Source organism: Streptomyces sp. NPDC014861, from assembly GCF_043081625.1.
Classification (GTDB): Bacteria; Actinomycetota; Actinomycetes; order Streptomycetales; family Streptomycetaceae; genus Streptomyces.
On sequence record NZ_JBIBWV010000003.1, the window covers coordinates 49,022 to 66,861 of the forward strand.

Here is a 17,840-nt window from a genome sequence, read left to right on the forward strand (position 1 = left end):
ACGTCCCCGCAACAGAGAGGCAGAGATGACTCGTACGCTCCAGAGCCCCCGGATGGCGGGCGACGGACGGCGCGAGGCGAACGCGGCGACCGTGCTGCGGACCGTCCTCGACCACGGCCCGGTCTCCCGCGGCACCGTGGCCCGGCTCTCCGGCCTGAGCCCTGCCGCCGTCTCCCGCCAGGCCACCGACCTCACCCGGCTCGGGCTCCTGCGCGAGCTCCCGGAGCCCACCGGGAGCGGGGGAGTGGGCCGGCCGCGGATCCCCGTCGACCTGCACATCGGCGCCACCGGCGGACCGGTCGCCGCCGGGGTCCATCTCGGGGTGCCCGGTTCCACGTTCGCACTGGTGGACCTGCGCGGCCGGGTCCTCGCCCGGCACCACCACCCCCACGTGCCCTTCGATCCCGACGGGCTTCCGGGGGCGGTCGGCGCCGAACTGCGCGCCTTCCTCGACCGGCACGCGGCGGGCCGCCCGCTGCTCGGGGTGGGGGCCGCGATCGGCGGCCGGGTCGATCCGGCCGCGGGTGTCGTCGTCCGGCACGACGCGCTGGGCTGGCGGCGACGCCCGTTCGCCGCAGAGCTCTCGCGCGCACTGGGCGGTCCGGCCGTCCGGCTGGACAACCACGCGCGTGCCATCGCCCAGTCGGAGATCCTCTTCGGCCGGCCCGCCGCCCGCCGCAGCCTCCTGCACCTCTTCGTCGGCAACGTCGTGGACGCCGCCGTCGGCCTGGCCGGGGTCGTCCACCAGGGGCCGGGCGGAGCCGCCGGAGACGTCGCCCACCTGCCCGTACCGGACTCCACGGCGCCCTGCCCGTGCGGGCGTTCGGGCTGCCTGGAGGCGACCGCGTCCAACACGGTGCTCGCGCGGACCGCCGTCCTGCGGGGCATCGTGCCCGAGGCCGACACCTCGCTCGTCGTCGACGCCGCGGCCGCCGGGGACCGACGGGCCGACCGGCTGCTCCGTGAGCGGGCCCGGGCGGTGGGTCGCGCTCTCGCGCTGCTCCTCGACGTCCTCAACCCGGACCTCGTCGTCGTCACCGAGCAGGCGAGCGTCCTCGAACCGGAGTACCTGGAGGAGATCCGAGGGGCCGCGATCGACCTCTCGCACGTCTGCGACGACACCGAACGGATCGTCAGTCCACATGCCGGACCGGCGACACTGCCGGTCGCGGCGGGCACGGTTCTGTTGAATCCCCTGTTCAGAAGGCCTCTTGAGACTCTAGAGAGGCTGGGGAGCGAGGCGACCCTCAGGTGACGTCGTCTCGGAATGCGGGCACGGGTGGTTGACCGGGTCTCGAAGCCGCTGCCATATTGCTCCCGTGAATCCGGACATGCGCCTCATCTCCCGCAGGCACGTCGACCTCTGTCGACTCGCCGGCGCGGTCTGTGCCGTCCGCGTCTGACCCTCCGGCGCGGCCCACGCCGCCGCGCCCCTCGCCGCCCGGCCGCTGAACCGGGTCCCACTCCCCGCCGGCCGCCGCCCTCGCGACCGGCCGGTGCGCCGGGCCCGTACGGCCACCCCTCCCACCGGCGCCACCGGCGACGAGCCCGCGCCTCCGCGTCCCGGCGTACCCCGCCTCCATTCCTCCCGCAGCGGAAGAAACCCCCTCCGCCGAGCGGATCCGACCTCCTCCAGGCAGGCACCGATGACCGAGCTGTACCCCTCCGCGCCCTCCGCCCTCTCCCGGCGCACCACCCTGCGCGCCGCCGGCGGCGGCACCCTGCTCCTGGGCCTGGGGCTGACCGGCTGCCGCTCGGCCGTCTCGGAGTCCGCCGCCCCGGCGGCCGGAGGTGCCGCCGGACCGCGCCGCGGCGGCACCCTCACCGTGGCCGTCAACTCCGACTTCACCCCGAGCCTGCTCTTCGCCCAGAGCAACCAGTCGCTCCAGCAGCGGCTGATCTACAACACCCTCACCCGCTACGACGACAAGCTCGAACCCCAGCCCGAGCTGGCCACCTCCTGGGAGTACGCCCCGGACGGCCGCGCGCTCACCCTCAAGCTCCGCACCGGCGTCGTCTTCCATGACGGTCGCCCGTTCACCGCCGACGACGTGATCTTCGCGGTGAGGAACCTTCAGAACCCCGTCAGAGCAGCCCAGTTGAGGGCCACCGCGGCCGCCGTCACCGGCTTCGAGAAGCGCGGCGACCACGAACTGGTCCTCACCCTCGCGCACCCCGTGGACAACCTCTTCGACCTCTTCGAGTTCATGATCATCACGGATCGGAACAGCGTCGAGGAAGCCTTCACCGGCAAGCGGCTCAACGGCACCGGACCCTTCGCGCTCACCGCCTGGCGCCCCGGCTCGGGCCTCAGCCTCAAGCGCCACGAGCGGTACTGGCTGCCCGACCGCCCCTACCTCGACGGCGTCGAGATACGCGTCGTCCCCCAGGCCGACGCCCTCATCTCCTCCCTCCGCACCGGCCAGTCCCAGCTCTCCTACTCCGTCCCCGGACGCAACCTCGCCATCGTCGCCGGCGTCCCCGACCTCGTCGTCAGCCAGTACTCCACCGGCGGCGGCGCCTCCTACCTCGGTGTCAACACCACCGTCGCCCCCCTCGGCGACAAGACCGTCCGCCAGGCCCTCGCCTGGGCCGTCGACCGCGAACGCATCCTCGAACAGGTCCTCGGCGGCTACGGCCTCGCCTCCGCCACGCCCTGGCCCAAGTCCTCGCCCGCCTACAGCGAGGCCGGCCGCACCCACTACCGGCACGACCCCGGCAAGGCCCGCGAGCTGCTGAGGTCGGCCGGACACAGCCGCCTCGACCTCCCGCTCCTCCACGTCAACCTGCCCGGCGAGACCGCGCTCGCCGAGGCGATCCAGTACGACCTCAAGCAGGTCGGCGTCCACGTCACCCTGGAGCCCACCGACGCGGCCACCGCCCAGAAGAAGCTCATCTCCCAGTCCATGCCCGCCCTCTGGGCCATGGGACACAGCTTCGCCCAGGTCCAGCCCTCCACGCTCGCCGTCAGCGCCTATCCCTTCAACACGGCCAGGAACACCTCCCGCTTCCGCTCGGAGGAGTACACCCGGGTCGTCCGCGAGGCGTGGACCAGTCGCGCCACCGGCGCCCGGGCCAACGCCCTGCGGCAGCGCGTCACCGACGTCCTCCTCGACGAGGCGTTCATCATCGACCTCGCCATCCGCGGCAGCGTCCAGGTCGCCTCGAAGAAGCTGCGCGGCGTCACCCTCAACAAGTTCTCCTACCTCAACCTCGACCACGCCTACCTGGCGGGCTGACGTGCGCGGACACCTGCTGCGGAGACTGCCCTCCGCCCTCCTCGTCCTCGCCGCCGCCTCCGTCCTCGCCTTCGGGATCCTGCGGCTCGTCCCCGGCGACCCCGCCGCCGTCCTCGCCGGGCCCGACGCCGGACCCGAGGTCCAGGCCGCCATCCGGGACCGGCTCGGCCTCGACGACCCGCTGCCCGCCCAGTACCTCCACTGGATCGGCGGACTGGTCACCGGAGACCTCGGCCCCTCCTACGTCATCGGCGGCGAGACCGCCGACCTCATCGCCGACGGCCTCGGCGCCACCGTCGAACTCACCCTGGGCGCCCTGCTCCTCGCCGTCCTCATCGGCGGCACCCTCGGCATCCTGGGCGCCACCGCCCGCCGCCCCTGGGTCCGCGGCACGGTCCGCTCCGTCACCACCGCGGCCCTCGCCGTCCCCCCGTACGTCAGCGGGGTCCTCCTCGTCCTGCTCTTCGCCGTCCTCCTCGGCCTCCTGCCCGCGGGCGGCCGGGTTCCCCTGCTCACCGCACCCGACCTGGGCGTCCAGTACCTGCTGCTGCCCGCCCTCTGCCTCGCCCTGCCCAGTGCCGCCGTCCTCGGCCGCTACCTGGAGGACAGCCTCCGCCGGTCCCTCGCCGAGGACCACGTACGGACCGCGACCGCCGCCGGCGTCGCGCCCCGCCGCATCCTCTGGCGCCACGCCCTGCCGCACGCCCTCCCGCCCGTTGTCACCCTCCTCGGCATCCAGACCGGACACCTCCTGGGCGGCGCCGTCCTGGTCGAGGCGATCTTCGCCTGGCCCGGCCTGGGCCAGCTCGCCGAACAGGCCCTCGTCCGCCGCGACTACCCCGTCGTCCAGGACCTCCTGCTCCTCCTCGTCGCCGTCTTCGTCCTCGTCCAGCTCCTGTCCGACCTCGTCCACGCCTGGCTCGACCCCCGGATCAGGTGGGAGTAGCCGCCATGACCACGACGCCCGCCACCCGCGCCTCCGCCACACCCGCCCCCGCCGCGCGCCGCCCCCGCCACCCCTACCTCACCGCCCTCGCCACCGCCCGCGGCCGGACCGGTCTCGCCCTCGTCGGCCTGGTCGTCCTCGCCGGGCTCCTCGCCCCGCTGCTCGCGGGCCACTCGCCCACCGACCAGAGCGGCCTCACCCTCGCCCCGGCCGGCACCTCCGGACACCCCCTCGGCACCGACGACCTGGGCCGCGACCTGCTCTCCCGGCTCCTGTACGGCATCCGCGCCGACCTCGGCATCATCGCCGTCGCCGTCCCGCTCGGCGCGGTCCTCGGCTGCGTGGCCGCGCTCGCCGCCGCCGCGCACCCGGCCGTCGACACCGTCGTCCAGCGCGCCTTCGACCTGATCCTGGCCTTCCCCGGACTGATCCTCGCCCTCGCCGTCACCGCCGTCCTCGGCCCCGGCCGGCTCCCCGTGATCCTCGTCATCGCCCTCGCCGAGATCCCCGTCTTCGGACGCCTTCTGCGCACCGGGATCCTCGCCCAGCGCGGCCGCGAGTACGTCACGGCGGCCCGGGTCGGCGGCACGTCCGGCCGCCGGATCCTCACCCGGCACATCCTGCCCAACGCCGCCGACCCGCTCGTCGTGCAGTGCGCCGTCTCCCTCACCGTCGCCGTCTTCCTCGAAGGCGCCATGAGCTTCCTCGGCGTCGGCGTCCGGCCTCCCGAACCCACCCTCGGGGCCGTCCTCAGCCAGTCCATGCCCCATCTCGCCCAGGCCCCGCACTTCGCCGCGGGGCCTCTCGTCACCGTGACCGCGCTCGTCCTCGGGCTCTCCCTCGTCGCGGAGGCGCTGAACCGGGAGATCCGCCGATGACCACCGCCCCGCTCCTCGACGTCCGCGACCTGCGGGTCGCCTTCACCGCCCCCGACGGCGCCGACCTGCACGCCGTCCGGGGCGTGTCCCTCACCCTCCGCCGGGGCGAGACCGTCGCCGTCGTCGGCGAGTCCGGCTCCGGCAAGTCCACCACCGCCCTCGCCCTGCTCCGCATGCTCCCGGGCACCGGCCGGATCACCGGCGGCTCCGTCCGCCTCGACGGCACCGACCTGACCACCGCGGGCGAGGACGAACTGCGGGCCGTCCGCGGCACCCGCGTCGGCATGGTCTTCCAGGACCCGATGACGGCGCTCAACCCCGTCCTCACCGTCGGCCGCCACCTCGACGAGGTCCTCCGCGCCCACGGCGGCCGGGACAGGGCCGCCCGCCGGGCCCGCACCCTCGAACTGCTCCGCCTCGTCGGCATCCCCGACCCGGAGCGGCGCCTCGACGACCACCCGCACCAGTTCTCCGGCGGCCAGCGACAGCGCGTCCTCATCGCCATGGCACTCGCCGGCGAGCCCGACGTCCTGCTCGCCGACGAACCCACCACCGCCCTCGACGCCACGGTCCAGGACCAGATCCTCACCCTGCTCGGCGAGCTGACCCGCACCACCGGCACCGCCCTCGTCCTCATCACCCACAACCTCGGCGTCGTGGCCCGCACATGCGCCCGCGTCCTCGTGATGTACGGCGGAACCGTCGTCGAGGACGGCCCCACCGCCGAGGTCCTGGCCCGCCCCCGGCACCCGTACACCGCCGGCCTGCTCGCCGCCGTCCCCCGCCTCTCCACCCCCTCCGGCACCCGCCTCACCGGCATCCCCGGCAGTCCGCCCGACCTGAGCCTCCCCCTCGCCGGCTGCGCCTTCGCCGCCCGCTGCCCGCTCGCCGAAGACCGGTGCCGCGCCACCGCGCCCGAGCTCACCGAGCTCACCGGCGGCGTCCGCGCCGCCTGCCACCCGGCCGCCGAGCGCACCGCTCCGCTGCCACCGCCCCCGCCGCCGGTCCCCGTCCACCGGCGGGCACCCGGGCCGGTCGTCCTCGCCGCGGAGGGCCTGCGCAAGACGTACGGCGGCCGGAGGCGCCGCCTCACCGCGCTCGACGGCGTCTCGCTGACGCTGCGGGCGGGCGAGACGCTCGGAATCGTCGGCGAGTCCGGCTCGGGCAAGTCGACCCTCGCCCGGATCCTGGCCCACGCCCACCCCGCCGACGCCGGCCGGATCCTCCTCGACGGCGGGGACGTCACCCGCCCCGGCAGGCGGGGGCTGCGGGCGGTCCGCCGACGCGTCCAGATGGTCTTCCAGGACCCGTACGCCTCCCTCGACCCCCGGATGACCGTCGGCGACATCGTCGCCGAGCCGCTGCGCGCCTTCGGCATCGGCACCGCGGCCGACCGGCCCGCCCGCGTCGCGGAACTCCTGCGCCGCGTCGGGCTCGACCCGGCCGCCGCCGACCGGCTGCCGCGCTCCTTCTCCGGCGGCCAGCGGCAGCGGGTCGGCATCGCCCGTGCCCTCGCCCCCGAGCCCGCCGTCCTCATCTGCGACGAACCCGTCTCCGCGCTGGACGTCTCCGTGCAGGCGCAGATCACCGGGCTCCTCGCCGACCTCCAGCGCGACCTCGGCCTCGCCCTGGTCTTCATCGCCCACGACCTCGCCGTCGTCCGCCAGGTCAGCCACCGCATCGCCGTCATGCACGACGGCCGGATCGTCGAGGAGGGCGAGGCCGACGCGCTGTGCGAGCACCCCCGTGACCCCTACACGCGCGCCCTGCTGGCCGCGGTGCCCGAGCCCGTCCCGGTCCCCGCGACCGTGACCGGGCCCACGTCCGTGACCGGGCCCACGTCCGGGTCCGGGCTTACGTCCGAGCCCGTGACCGGGCCCGAGCCCGTGACCGGGCCCGAGCCCACGTCCGCGACCGCGCCCGACGTGAAGGTGGCCGTATGAGCACCTGCTGCACGCCGGGACGCGGCTGCTCGGGGGAGCGCCCGCCCGCCGTCGTACCGCTCCCGCGGCCGACCGTGCGGACCGCCCCGCCGCCCCACGTCATGGCGGAACTGCCCGGCGGCACCTTCCGGATGGGCGACGCCTTAGGCGAGGGCTACCCGACCGACCACGAGGGCCCGGTCCGCGAGGTCACCGTCGCGCCCTTCGCCATCGACACCACCGCCGTCACCAACGCCCGCTTCGCCGCCTTCGTCGCCGCCACCGGCCACCGCACCGACGCCGAACGGCACGGATCCTCCTTCGTCTTCCACCTCCTGCTCCACCCGGCCGCGGACGTCCACGTCCTCGGCCAGGTCGCCGGCGCCCCCTGGTGGCTCGGCGTCGAGGGCGCCTCCTGGCAGGCCCCCGAGGGCCCCGGCTCCGACCTCGAAGACCGCGCCGACCACCCCGCCGTCCACATCAGCCACGGCGACGCCCTCGCCTACTGCGCCTGGGCCGGCCTCCGGCTGCCCACCGAGGCCGAGTGGGAGTACGCCGCCAGAGGAGGGCTCGACGGCGCCCGCTATCCGTGGGGCGACGAGCTGGCCCCCGGCGGCGAGGAACGCTGCAACACCTGGCGCGGCGACTTCCCGTACCGCTCCGACCGGCCCGGAGGCCGTACCGGCACCGTCCCCGTCACCGCCTACCCGCCCAACGGGTACGGCCTCCACAACACCTCGGGCAACGTCTGGGAGTGGTGCGCCGACCCCTGGGACAGGACCGGCCGCGAGCGCGTCATCCGCGGCGGCTCCTACCTCTGCCACTCCTCGTACTGCAACCGCTACCGCGTCGCCGCCCGCTCCCACAACACCCCCGACTCCTCGACCGGCCACGGCGGCTTCCGCTGCGCCCGCTCCCTGTCCACGGAAGGCCCCGGTCCCGCATGAGCACCGCTTCCCGCCCCGACCCCTACGCCGGCTTCGCCGGCCGGGCCGGCCGCACCTTCGCCGACTCCGAGCCCGCCTGGCCGGACCGCACGACCCCGCCGGCCGGGGCGCCCAACATCGTCGTCGTCCTCGTCGACGACATGGGCTACAGCGACATCGGCCCCTTCGGCTCCGAGATCCCCACCCCGGTCCTGGACCGGCTCGCCGAGGACGGCGTACGCCTCGGCAACTACCACACCATGCCGCTCTGCTCGCCCGCCCGCGCCGCCCTCCTCACCGGACTCAACCCGCACCGCGTCGGCTACGGCACGGTCGCCAACTTCGACCCCGGCTTCCCCGGCTACGGCATGGCGATCGCGGACTCCGTCCCCACCCTCGCCGAACTCCTCCACGACTCCGGTTACGCCACCTACGCCGTCGGCAAGTGGCACCTCGTCCGCGACTCCGCCTCCAACGCCGCCGACGACCGCGCGAACTGGCCGCTCCAGAAGGGCTTCGACCAGTACTACGGCGTCCTCGAAGGCCTCACCAGCCTCTTCCACCCGCACCAGCTCGTCCGGGACAACAGCCCCCTCGACATCGACGAGTTCCCCGACGGCTACTACTACACCGACGACATCACCGACCAGGCCATCGCCATGGTGAAGTCGCTGCGCGCCCACGACCCCGACAAGCCCTTCCTCCTCTACCTCGCCCACAACGCCGTCCACGGCCCGCTCCAGGCCAGACCCGAGGACATCGCCCGCCACCGGGGCCGCTACGACGACGGCTGGGACGCCCTGCGCGAGCGCCGCTTCGCCGCGCAGATCGCCCGCGGACTCTTCCCACCCGGCACCGAACTGCCCGCCCGCAACAGCGAGTCCGGCCACGACGTCCCCGCCTGGGACTCGCTCACCGAGGAGCAGCAGCGGCTCTACGCCCGCTACATGGAGGTGTACGCCGCCCTCGTCGACAACATCGACCACAACCTCGGCCGGCTCACCGACACCCTCGCCGCCCTCGGCGAACTCGACAACACCATCATCGTCTTCACCTCCGACAACGGCGGAACCGGCGAAGGCGGACGAGAGGGCACCCGCTCCTACTTCAGCCGCTTCGTCCACCACCCGCGCCTCCCCGGCGACTGGGACCCCGACGTCGACCGCGACCCCGAGCTCATCGGCGGACCGCGCAGCCTCGTCCACTACCCGCGCGGCTGGGGCATGGCCTCCAACACGCCCTTCCGCCTCTACAAGGGCCAGACGTACGCGGGCGGCGTCCGCGTCCCCTTCGTCCTCTCCTGGCCCGACGGGGTCCGCGCGGGCCGGCTCGCCCCCGGCGTCCGCACCCAGTACCAGTACGTCACCGACATCACCCCCACCCTCCTCGACCTCGCCGGGATCGCCCGCCCGGACACCCGCCGGCGCGTCCCCGTCCAGGAACCCGACGGCACCAGCTTCGGCCCCGTCCTCGCCGACCCCGCCCATGCCTCCACCCACCCCGAGCAGTACTGCGAGATGAGCGGCAACCGCAGCCACTACCGCGACGGCCACAAACTCGTCACCCACCACCGCCCCGGCAGCCCCTACGACGACTCCGAATGGGCGCTGTACGACATCCGCGCCGACCCCACCGAGATCCACGACCTCGCCGCCGAACGCCCCGGCCTCGTCAAGGAACTGGCCGCCGCCTGGGAGGAGGCCGCCTGGCGCGACGGCGTCTTCCCGCTCCCCGACCACAGCGGAGCCCTCGCCCGCCGCCACCCCGACGAGCAGCGCCTCGCCCGCCCCCTCACCCTGCTGCCCGGCACCCCCGAACTGGAGCGCTACCGCTCCTCCCGGCTCGTCGCGCTGCGCTCCTTCGAGGTCGAGGTCCTGCTCGACGAGACCGGAGAGGGCGTCCTCGTCTCCCACGGCGACCAGGGCGGCGGCTACAGCCTCTACGTCGAGGACGGCCGGCTGACCTTCGCCTACAACGAGTACGGACACCTCCACGAGACCGACGCCGGCCCCCTCGGGCCCGGCCCCCACACCATCCTCCTGGCCGCCACCGCGGAGGAGGGCCTGCGCTGGCGCTTCACCGTCACCGTCGACGGCGGGGAGCGGGCCGCACCCGACAGCGTCCACCAGCTGATCGGCATGGCCCCCTTCCAGGGCGTCAGCGTCGGCGTCGACCGCAAGTCCCCGGTCTCCTGGCCGCTGTACGAGCGCCGCCGCTCCTTCCGGCACACCGGCGGGATCCGCTCCGTCACCTACCGGCCCGGCGCCCCGGGACCCGACGCTCCCGAGGCCGTCGCCGACGCCCTGAAGGACGCCGCGGCCGCCTTCGAGTAGATCCGGCCCCGCCCCGGCCGGGCCGGGACCGGCCCCGCCCCGCTCCGGCCGGGCGGCAACAGGCCCTGCCCTCAACAGGCCCTCGCCCCGCTCCGGCCGGGCGGCAACAGGCCCTCGCCCTACTCCGGCCGGGCGGCGGCCGCGTCCAGGGCCTCGTCGAGGGTCGTCGCCGCCATGATGAGCGACAGGTGGGTGAACGCTTGCGGAAAGTTGCCCAGTTGCTCTCCGCTCGGCCCGATCTCCTCGGCGAACAGGCCGACATGGTTGGCGTACGTGAGCATCTTCTCGAAGGCGAACCGCGCCTGCCGCACCCGCCCGGCCCGCGCCAGCGCGTCCACGTACAGGAAGGTGCACAGGCTGAACGTGCCCTCGGCGCCGCGCAGTCCGTCGGGGGCGGCGGCCGGGTCGTAGCGGTGCACCAGGTTGTCGCGGACCAGGCGTCGCTCGATCGCGTCGAGGGTGCTCAGCCACATCGGGTCCGTCGGGCTCAGCAGCCCGGTCCGGGGGACGAGCAGCAGCGACGCGTCCAGCACGTCCCCGCCGAAGTACTGCGTCAGCGCCTTCTGCCCCTCGTTCCACCCGCGCCGCATCACCTGCGTGAAGATCTCGTCCCGCGCGGTCCGCCAGGTGTCCAGGGCGGCCGGCCGGCCGAACTCCTCGGCCAGCCGCAGCCCCCGGTCGAAGGCCACCCAGGACATCACCCGGCTGAAGGTGAAGTCCTTCCGCCCGCCCCGGGTCTCCCACACCCCCTCGTCGGGCGCGTCCCACGAGGCCGCGAGCCAGTCGAGCATCCCCGACACCGCCCGCCACCCCTCGTACGTCGGCTGGGTGTCCAGGCCCCCGCCCTGGGCAAGCGCGTACAGGGCCTCGCCGAAGATGTCGAGCTGGAGCTGGTCCGCCGCCGCGTTCCCCACCCGCACCGGGGCCGAACCCCGGTACCCCTCGAACTCCGACAGCACCTCCTCCGGCAGCCACGGGTCCCCGTCCACCCGGTACATGATCTGCAGCGGCCGTCCCCCTCCGGGCCCCCTCGACCGCTCGGCGACCCGCGCCGTCAGCCAGTCCGTGAACGCGGCCGCCTCCTCCACGAAGCCCAGGTCGAGCAGGGCCCGCACGGCCAGCGAACCGTCCCGCACCCAGGTGTAGCGGTAGTCCCAGTTGCGCTCGCCGCCCACCTGCTCCGGCAGGCCCAGGGTCGCGGCGGCGATCGGCGCCCCCGACGGCAGGTAGGTCAGCAGCTTCAGCGTGATCGCGGACCGGTGCACCATGTCCGGCCATCGCCCCCGGTACCGCGCGGTCCGCACCCACCGCTGCCAGAAGTCCACCGCGTCCCACAGCGCCGCCTCCACCTCCCGCACGTCCGGCAGCGGCGGCGGCTCGGCCTCCGGGCCGTCCACGGTGAACGAGGCCCCGGCCATCTGCCCCTCGGACAGCTGGAGCCGGCCCCGCACGTCGTTCGGCCCGTCCCGCTCCAGCGGCACGTTCGACTGGAGGAAGCCCGCCATCGCCGCCGAGCGGAAGGACGCCGTACGCCCGTCCACCCGGGTGTCGTGCGGGGTCCGCCCGAACCCGAACCGGGGCCGGCACTCCAGCGTGAACGTGACGCTGCCGCGCGTGCACCGCATCACCCGCATCAGGGTGTGCCGGTCCGTGGGGCGCCCGGTCCGGTCCGGCGGCATCCAGTCCATCAGCTCGCCCACCCCGTCCGGCGACATGAACCGGGTCACGAGCATCGCCGTGTCCGGGTAGTACAGCTGCTTGACCGTCACGTCCGGCCCGTCCACGGACAGCCGGAACCAGCCGCCCCGGTCGTGGTCGAGGAGCGCGGAGAACACCCCCGGCGAGTCGAAGCGGGGCGCCGCGAACCAGTCGACGACGCCCTCGTCCGAGATGAGCGCGACGGTCTGCAGGTCCCCCACCAGCCCGTGGTCGGCGATGAGCGGATAGCGCTTCATCCCCCCACTATCCGCGAAGCCGCACGGACGCGCCCCGGGGACGAGATGCCGACACCGCCCGGCGGGAGCACCATGGACGGAGAAACGGGACAACCGGTGGGGAGTGAGGAAGCGCAGCCGGCTCGGGGAGCGCCTATCCGGACACGGCGAGGCCATGAGAGCAACGCCCGCGGCCCAGCAGGGCCGCCCCGCGAAGCAGAGCAGCCTCTACCGGCTCGGACGCTGGTGCGCCCGCCACTTCGTCATCGTGGTCGCCCTATGGCTGGCCGCGCTGGTGGGGCTCCAGATCACCGACCGGGCCGTCGGAGGCCAGTACTCCGACGACTTCGACCTGCCCGACGCCCAGTCCGCCCAGGGCCTGAGCGTCCTGGAGGCCCACGACCCGGCGGCCGGCGGCTACGGCGCCCAGATCGTCCTCAACGACCCCTCGAAGCCCCTCACCGACGAGGCGTCCGCCGTGAACTCGGCCGTCACCGCGCTCGCGAAGCTGCCCGACGTCATCGGCGCCCAGAACCCGCTCCCGCCGCCCGGCACCACACCGCCCCCGGCCTCCTCGACCACGCCGAACACGGGCCCGCTCTCCACCGACGGCAAGACCGCCTACATCACGGTCCGCTTCGGCGTCCCCCCCTCCACGCTCGGCGACGACTACCTGACCGGCGTCGACGAGGCCGTGCAGCCGCTCAGGGACGCCGGGGTGACCGTCGAGTACGGCGGTTCGCTCGGCGAGCTGGCCCGTCCCGCGGCCGACGACCGCACCAGCGAGGCGATCGGCTTCGCCGTCGCGATCGTGGTGCTCCTGATCGGCTTCGGCAGCGTCATCGGCGCCGTGATGCCGCTGGTCACCGCCCTGATCGGCGCCATCTGCGGGCTCGCGCTGCTCGGCCTGACCGCCGCCGCCTTCACCTTCGGCACGGTCTCCCCGACCCTCGCCACCATGATCGGCCTGGGCGTCGGCATCGACTACGCGCTGTTCCTCATCACGCGCCACCGGCAGAACCTCATGGACGGCCACGATCCCGCCGACTCCGCGGGTCTGGCGACGACCACCAGCGGCCGGGCGGTCCTCGTCTCCGGCTGCACGGTCATCATCGCCCTCTCCGGCCTGTGGGTCTCCGGCGTGACCTTCATCGGCAAACTCGGCCTCGCGGCGGCCTTCACGGTCGTCACCGCCGTCCTCGCCGCCCTCACGCTCGTCCCGGCCCTGCTCGGGCTCGCCGGCCGCCGTATCGACCGCTACCACGTGCGCAAGCCCGTGGCCGAGACCGACGCCGAGCCCGGCGCCACCGCCCACGGCACCTGGCACAACTACGCCCGGCGGGTCGAGCGACGCCCCTGGTACTTCCTGGTCGGCGGTGTCGTCGCCCTGCTCGTGCTCGCCTTCCCGCTGCTCTTCATCCAGCTCGGCCACATCGGCGACGGCGCCGACCCGAAGTCCTTCACCGACCGCCGCGCCTACGACCTGATCTCGACCGCCTTCGGCCCCGGCGCCAACGGCCCCCTGACCGTCGTCGTCGACCAGACCGCCGTGCCCTCCGGGGACCGCGCCGCGCTGGCCGACAGCCTCCAGAAGGCCCTCACCGGCGTCCCGGACGCGGCCTCCATCACCCCGCTCAAGACCACCCCCGACGGCGACGTCCTCTTCGGCACCGCCTACTCGGTCGCCTCCCCGCAGGACGAGCGCACCACCGAACTCACCAACCACCTCGTCGACGACGTCCTCCCGCAGGCCGTGTCCGGCACGGAGGCGCAGACCTACGTCACCGGCACCACCGCCGCCCAGGTCGACTTCCTCGACCTCGTCTCCAGCCGCCTGCCGCTGATCATCGCCGTCGTCGTCGCCCTCGCCTTCCTGGTGATCCTCATCGTCTTCCGGGGACTCCTGGTCGCCCTCAAGGCCGCCGTCCTCAACGTGCTCTCCATCGCCGCCTCCTACGGCGTGGTCGTCGCCGTCTTCCAGTGGGGCTGGGGCGGACCCGCGCTCGGCGTCTCCGGGAAAGTGCCCATCGAGAGCTACGTACCGATGATGATGTTCGCGATCGTCTTCGGCCTGAGCATGGACTACGAGATCTTCCTGCTCTCCCGCGTCCGGGAGGCGTGGCTGCGCACCGGCGACTCCAAGGCGAGCGTCGCCCACGCCCTGGAGATCACCGCCCGGGTGATCACCTGCGCCGCCCTCATCATGGTCAGCGTCTTCGCCGCCTTCATCGTCTCCGACAACATCGTCGTGAAGATGCTCGGCCTGGGCCTCGCCGCGAGCGTCCTCATCGACGCGACCGTGGTCAGACTCCTGCTGGTGCCCGCCGTGCTGACCCTCCTCGGCAAGCACGCCTGGTGGACCCCGCGATGGCTGGACCGGATCCTGCCCCACCTCGACACCGAGGGCGAGGAGGCCGTGCGGCGCGACGAGGCCGCCGGCTCGCCGCCCCCGCCGCCCAATCCCTGAGATCCGAAGGCTCCGCACGGCCGTGACCAGGCAGAATGCGGCCATGATCCAGGACGACCGCCGCACGCCCGTCCCGTACACCGGAGCCGACGAGCGCACCACGCTCACGGCCATGCTCCAGTTCCAGCGCGACACCCTCGCGCTCAAGTGCGCCGGGCTCACCCCGGACCAGCTCAAGGAACGCGCCGTCGCGCCCTCCGCGCTCTCGCTCCTCGGCCTCGTCCGGCACGCCGCCGAGGTCGAGCGCGGCTGGTTCCGCAACGTGCTGGCGGGGGAGCGCAGCCGCAGCCACTGGACCCCGCCCGGCTCCACCGACTGGGCCGACTTCGACGTCGAACACGCCGACGCGGAAGCCGACTTCGCGGTCTGGCGGGCCGAGTGCGCCCGCTCCCGCGCCATCGTCGACGCGGCGGAATCCCTCGACGCCACCGGCCGGCTGGGGGAGGAGACGTACTCCGTCCGCTACGTCCTCGCCCACATGATCGAGGAGTACGCCCGGCACAACGGCCACGCGGACCTGCTCCGCGAACGCCTCGACGGCGCCACAGGGGAGTGACTCCGCCCGTGACACACGACCCGCACCCCGACATCGCCGAGGCCGTCGCGCGCGAGCGCGCCCTCCACGACCCCGCCGTCCGCCTCTCCCGGCCCCTCGCCGAGGACCTCTTCGACCCGGAGTTCGTCGAGGTCGGCGCCTCCGGACGGCGCTGGACGTACGAGGAGATGCTCGCCGCCCTGCCCGGCCTGCACGGCGGCGAGACCGGCCCGCCCATCATCGCCACGGCCTTCGCGGGCACGGTCCTCGCCCCCGGAATCGTCCACCTCACCTACGAGACCGTCATCGACGGCCGGCACGCCCGCCGTTCGTCGGTCTGGCGCCGCGACGCGGCGGGCACGCTCCGGCTCTTCCACCACCAGGGCACGCCGGTGCCGGCCGCTCAGACGTAGGCGTCCGTCACGCAGTCCGCCGCGCAGCCGTACCGCTCGAAGCCCCGGCGCAGCGCGGCGGCGGCGTGCTCCCGCTCGACGTCCTCGTGCCCGTACCGCTCCCGCAGCAGCCGCTCCACGGCCGCGACGGTGACGATCCCCGGCTCGCCGTCGCCGGCCGCGAGCCGGGCCGCGACGATCGCCTGCTCCGTGGCGCGCTCCAGGTCCCGGAGGTACGCCTCGCGGGCCATCCGCCAGGCGCGGCGGGCGGCGAACGGGCGCACGGCCCGTCCCTTCCACACGATCCCGGCCAGGACGAGAGCGAGACCGGGGCCGATCAGCAGCACCCCGCCGACGACCTCCTTGGCGGTCCACCCCATGTGCCGTCGCCTCCCCGTCCGCCGGCCGTCGATTCTACGGGCCGGCGGACCGGTCAGGCCTGGACGAGGTCCCCGTGCCGGTGCGTCACCCGCCAGGCACCGTCCTCGCGGCGGTAGGTCTGGGTGGCCCGGAGGGTGTAGACGCGCGCCTCCCCGTCCACCGAGGCGGAGACGTGCTCGAAGCACGCGGTGTGGGCCGCGTCGCCGACGACGTCGTGGCTGAGCACCTCGACCCGGTAGGAGGTGCAGGCGGAGAAGCGTCCGGCCATGGCCGTGAGCACCGAGTCCACGTCCTCCCGGCCCAGCGCGTTGTACCAGGCGCCCAGCAGGCTCACGGGCTCGCGCCGCGACCAGAGCGCCCGGCAGGGTGCCGCGTCCCCGCCGTACAGCGCCTCCTGGGCGGCCTGGAGTTCGGTCCTGACCCAGGTCAGGAAGGTTTCCCGGTCGGTCATGCCTTCATGATGCGCCCGCTGCGCCGCGCCCCGCACCCGCTGGCCCCGCCCCGGCGCCGGCCGTCGACGCGGGGGGACGAAGGGAGGACGGGCCGGCGGCGCGGCGGGCTGTGCGGGGCCGGGTCGAGCCGGCGACGCGGGTTGTACGGCGGCGGGGTCGGCCGTCAGAGCGGGGGTACGGAGGCGGGGTCGGCCAGCACCGTCTCGCGGGCCAGCGCCACCGCCCCCGCCAGGGAGGCGTCGGCGCCGAGCACACCCGGCACGGGGACCGGGACCGGCGCGGCCCCGGCCGACAGGATCCTGCGGCCGGTGAGCCTGGCGTCGAGGCCGCGCTCGAGCCAGGGGTACCAGTCGGCGAGGTATCCGCCCAGCACCACGTCGTCCACGTCGAGGAGGCTCGTCACCGCGAGGACCGCCGCGCCCAGCACCTCCCCGGCGGCGTCCAGGGCGGCGACGGCGGCCGGTTCGCCCTCGGCCAGGGCCAGGCCGAGCGCGGCGACGGCGGCCTCGGTGCCCCGCCCGGCACGCAGCCCGCCGAGTCCGGCCGCGTCGGTCAGGGCCTCGGGGCCGAGGTGGAGCGCGAGGCAGCCGCGTCCGCCGCAGGCGCAGGGCGGCCCGTCGAGGGCGACCGGCATGTGTCCGGGCTCGCCGGCGACACCGTGGGCCCCGGCCTCGATCCGGCCGTCGATGACGAGCCCGCCGCCGACGCCCACGTCGGCCTTCAGGTAGGCGAGGGAGCGGGGCGCGGTGCCGCGCCGGACCGCCAGCGCGCGGTACTCGGCGAGCGCGGCGAGGTTGGCGTCGTTGGCGAGGACCACCGGCCCGGCAGTGTCGCCGAGCCGTTCCCGGAGCAGGGCGCCGAGGTCCACGGGGCCCGGCCAGCCGAAGTCGGTGGAGAACATCCGGCCGTCGGCGGCGACGGGGCCGGGCACGGCGAGGAAGGCGCCGGCGAGGTGCGCGCCCGGGTGTGCGGCGCGGGCGGTCGCCGCCGTCTCGCGCACGGCGTCGGCGAGGGCGTCGGCGAGGGCGCCCGGGTCGCCGTCGGGGGTGGCGTGGGCGAGGTCGGCGCGGTGCCCCAGTCGCCCCGCGAGGTCGGCGACGGCCAGGTGGAGGCGTTCGCGGGTGACCCGGACCGCCACGGACACGACCCGGTCGGGGACGGTCCGCAGGTGCTGGCGGGGCCGCCCGCGTCCGCCGCCGGGGGAGGTCCCGGCCTCGCGGACGAGGCCGCGGCCGACGAGGTCCGCGGCGAGGGCGGTGAGCGAGCCGTGTGCCAGGCCGGTCGCGGCGGCGGCCTCGCCGCGTGAGGAGGGACCGTGGTCGGCGAGGTGGCGCAGGACGCGGGCGAGGTTGTGCCGCCGCACGTCGGCGGGGGACTCGGGGGCGGGGAGGGGAAGCACCCCTGGATTCTGCCCCAGGGCCGACGCGGCAGGCGG

15 protein-coding genes are annotated in these 17,840 nt (G+C 74.8%); 11 read left to right on the forward strand and 4 right to left on the reverse strand.

Annotated features, from left to right (window positions below; translation table 11 throughout):
• The first annotated feature begins 25 nt into the window (after positions 1-25).
• The 8 genes from ACF1BN_RS06985 to ACF1BN_RS07020 all read left to right on the forward strand — a co-directional run bounded on the left by ACF1BN_RS06985 (position 26) and on the right by ACF1BN_RS07020 (position 10,244).
• Positions 26-1,255 (forward strand): ROK family protein, encoded by a 1,230-nt coding sequence (locus ACF1BN_RS06985; RefSeq protein ID WP_392330540.1) that lies wholly within the window; start codon positions 26-28, stop codon positions 1,253-1,255.
• A 76-nt stretch (positions 1,256-1,331) separates the two neighbouring features.
• The gene (locus ACF1BN_RS06990; RefSeq protein ID WP_392331000.1) at positions 1,332-1,403 is read left to right on the forward strand and encodes a putative leader peptide; all 72 of its coding nucleotides are present in this window, start codon (positions 1,332-1,334) and stop codon (positions 1,401-1,403) included.
• A gap of 243 nt (positions 1,404-1,646) precedes the next feature.
• Positions 1,647-3,239, forward strand: a complete 1,593-nt coding sequence (locus ACF1BN_RS06995) for an ABC transporter substrate-binding protein (protein WP_392330541.1) — start codon at positions 1,647-1,649, stop codon at positions 3,237-3,239.
• A 1-nt stretch (position 3,240) separates the two neighbouring features.
• On the forward strand, positions 3,241-4,185 hold the full coding sequence (locus tag ACF1BN_RS07000) for an ABC transporter permease (protein ID WP_392330542.1): 945 nt from the start codon (positions 3,241-3,243) through the stop codon (positions 4,183-4,185).
• Positions 4,186-4,190: 5 nt separating this feature from the next.
• A complete protein-coding gene (locus ACF1BN_RS07005) occupies positions 4,191-5,063 on the forward strand; it encodes an ABC transporter permease (RefSeq protein WP_392330543.1) in 873 nt (290 codons plus the stop codon).
• A complete protein-coding gene (locus ACF1BN_RS07010; protein ID WP_392330544.1) occupies positions 5,060-7,006 on the forward strand; it encodes a dipeptide ABC transporter ATP-binding protein in 1,947 nt (648 codons plus the stop codon). Before ACF1BN_RS07005 ends, ACF1BN_RS07010 begins: the two co-directional genes overlap by 4 nt.
• Positions 7,003-7,932 (forward strand): formylglycine-generating enzyme family protein, encoded by a 930-nt coding sequence (locus ACF1BN_RS07015; protein ID WP_392330545.1) that lies wholly within the window; start codon positions 7,003-7,005, stop codon positions 7,930-7,932. Before ACF1BN_RS07010 ends, ACF1BN_RS07015 begins: the two co-directional genes overlap by 4 nt.
• On the forward strand, positions 7,929-10,244 hold the full coding sequence (locus ACF1BN_RS07020) for an arylsulfatase (RefSeq protein WP_392330546.1): 2,316 nt from the start codon (positions 7,929-7,931) through the stop codon (positions 10,242-10,244). Before ACF1BN_RS07015 ends, ACF1BN_RS07020 begins: the two co-directional genes overlap by 4 nt.
• 119 nt (positions 10,245-10,363) lie before the next feature.
• On the opposite strand, the gene ACF1BN_RS07025 is transcribed toward ACF1BN_RS07020, so the two are convergent.
• Entirely contained in the window at positions 10,364-12,199 is a 1,836-nt protein-coding gene (locus tag ACF1BN_RS07025) for a glycoside hydrolase family 15 protein (RefSeq protein WP_392330547.1), read from the reverse strand.
• A gap of 154 nt (positions 12,200-12,353) precedes the next feature.
• On the opposite strand from ACF1BN_RS07025, the gene ACF1BN_RS07030 reads away from it, so the two are divergent.
• From ACF1BN_RS07030 to ACF1BN_RS07040, 3 genes are read left to right on the forward strand one after another with little or no spacing between them, the layout of a single operon-like run.
• Positions 12,354-14,645 (forward strand): MMPL family transporter, encoded by a 2,292-nt coding sequence (locus ACF1BN_RS07030; protein WP_392330548.1) that lies wholly within the window; start codon positions 12,354-12,356, stop codon positions 14,643-14,645.
• 43 nt (positions 14,646-14,688) lie between these two features.
• Positions 14,689-15,201: a DinB family protein gene (locus tag ACF1BN_RS07035; protein WP_392330549.1), complete on the forward strand. Its 513-nt coding sequence runs from the start codon at positions 14,689-14,691 to the stop codon at positions 15,199-15,201.
• Between the two features lie 8 nt (positions 15,202-15,209).
• Positions 15,210-15,593 carry a DUF4440 domain-containing protein gene (locus ACF1BN_RS07040; RefSeq protein ID WP_392330550.1) on the forward strand — a complete coding sequence of 128 codons (384 nt, stop codon included), beginning with the start codon at positions 15,210-15,212 and terminating at the stop codon, positions 15,591-15,593.
• Here ACF1BN_RS07040 and ACF1BN_RS07045 read toward each other — a convergent pair.
• The 3 genes from ACF1BN_RS07045 to ACF1BN_RS07055 form a co-directional block, all read right to left on the reverse strand.
• The gene (locus ACF1BN_RS07045; protein ID WP_392330551.1) at positions 15,584-15,952 is read right to left on the reverse strand and encodes a hypothetical protein; all 369 of its coding nucleotides are present in this window, start codon (positions 15,950-15,952) and stop codon (positions 15,584-15,586) included. The genes ACF1BN_RS07040 and ACF1BN_RS07045 overlap by 10 nt on opposite strands.
• Positions 15,953-16,005: 53 nt before the next feature.
• Positions 16,006-16,404, reverse strand: a complete 399-nt coding sequence (locus tag ACF1BN_RS07050; protein WP_392330552.1) for a nuclear transport factor 2 family protein — start codon at positions 16,402-16,404, stop codon at positions 16,006-16,008.
• A gap of 164 nt (positions 16,405-16,568) precedes the next feature.
• A complete protein-coding gene (locus ACF1BN_RS07055) occupies positions 16,569-17,804 on the reverse strand; it encodes an ROK family protein (RefSeq protein WP_392330553.1) in 1,236 nt (411 codons plus the stop codon).
• Between the last annotated feature and the right edge of the window lie 36 nt (positions 17,805-17,840).

Excerpts from the sequence above, each read along its gene's own strand:
- ACF1BN_RS06985 (WP_392330540.1), top strand. The coding sequence starts at position 26 with ATGACTCGTACGCTCCAGAGCCCCCGGATGGCGGGCGACGGACGGCGC.
- ACF1BN_RS06995 (WP_392330541.1), top strand. The coding sequence starts at position 1,647 with ATGACCGAGCTGTACCCCTCCGCGCCCTCCGCCCTCTCCCGGCGCACC.
- ACF1BN_RS07005 (WP_392330543.1), top strand. The coding sequence starts at position 4,191 with ATGACCACGACGCCCGCCACCCGCGCCTCCGCCACACCCGCCCCCGCC.
- ACF1BN_RS07010 (WP_392330544.1), top strand. The coding sequence starts at position 5,060 with ATGACCACCGCCCCGCTCCTCGACGTCCGCGACCTGCGGGTCGCCTTC.
- ACF1BN_RS07015 (WP_392330545.1), top strand. The coding sequence starts at position 7,003 with ATGAGCACCTGCTGCACGCCGGGACGCGGCTGCTCGGGGGAGCGCCCG.
- ACF1BN_RS07020 (WP_392330546.1), top strand. The coding sequence starts at position 7,929 with ATGAGCACCGCTTCCCGCCCCGACCCCTACGCCGGCTTCGCCGGCCGG.
- ACF1BN_RS07025 (WP_392330547.1), bottom strand. The coding sequence starts at position 12,199 with ATGAAGCGCTATCCGCTCATCGCCGACCACGGGCTGGTGGGGGACCTG.
- ACF1BN_RS07030 (WP_392330548.1), top strand. The coding sequence starts at position 12,354 with ATGAGAGCAACGCCCGCGGCCCAGCAGGGCCGCCCCGCGAAGCAGAGC.
- ACF1BN_RS07035 (WP_392330549.1), top strand. The coding sequence starts at position 14,689 with ATGATCCAGGACGACCGCCGCACGCCCGTCCCGTACACCGGAGCCGAC.
- ACF1BN_RS07045 (WP_392330551.1), bottom strand. The coding sequence starts at position 15,952 with ATGGGGTGGACCGCCAAGGAGGTCGTCGGCGGGGTGCTGCTGATCGGC.
- ACF1BN_RS07050 (WP_392330552.1), bottom strand. The coding sequence starts at position 16,404 with ATGACCGACCGGGAAACCTTCCTGACCTGGGTCAGGACCGAACTCCAG.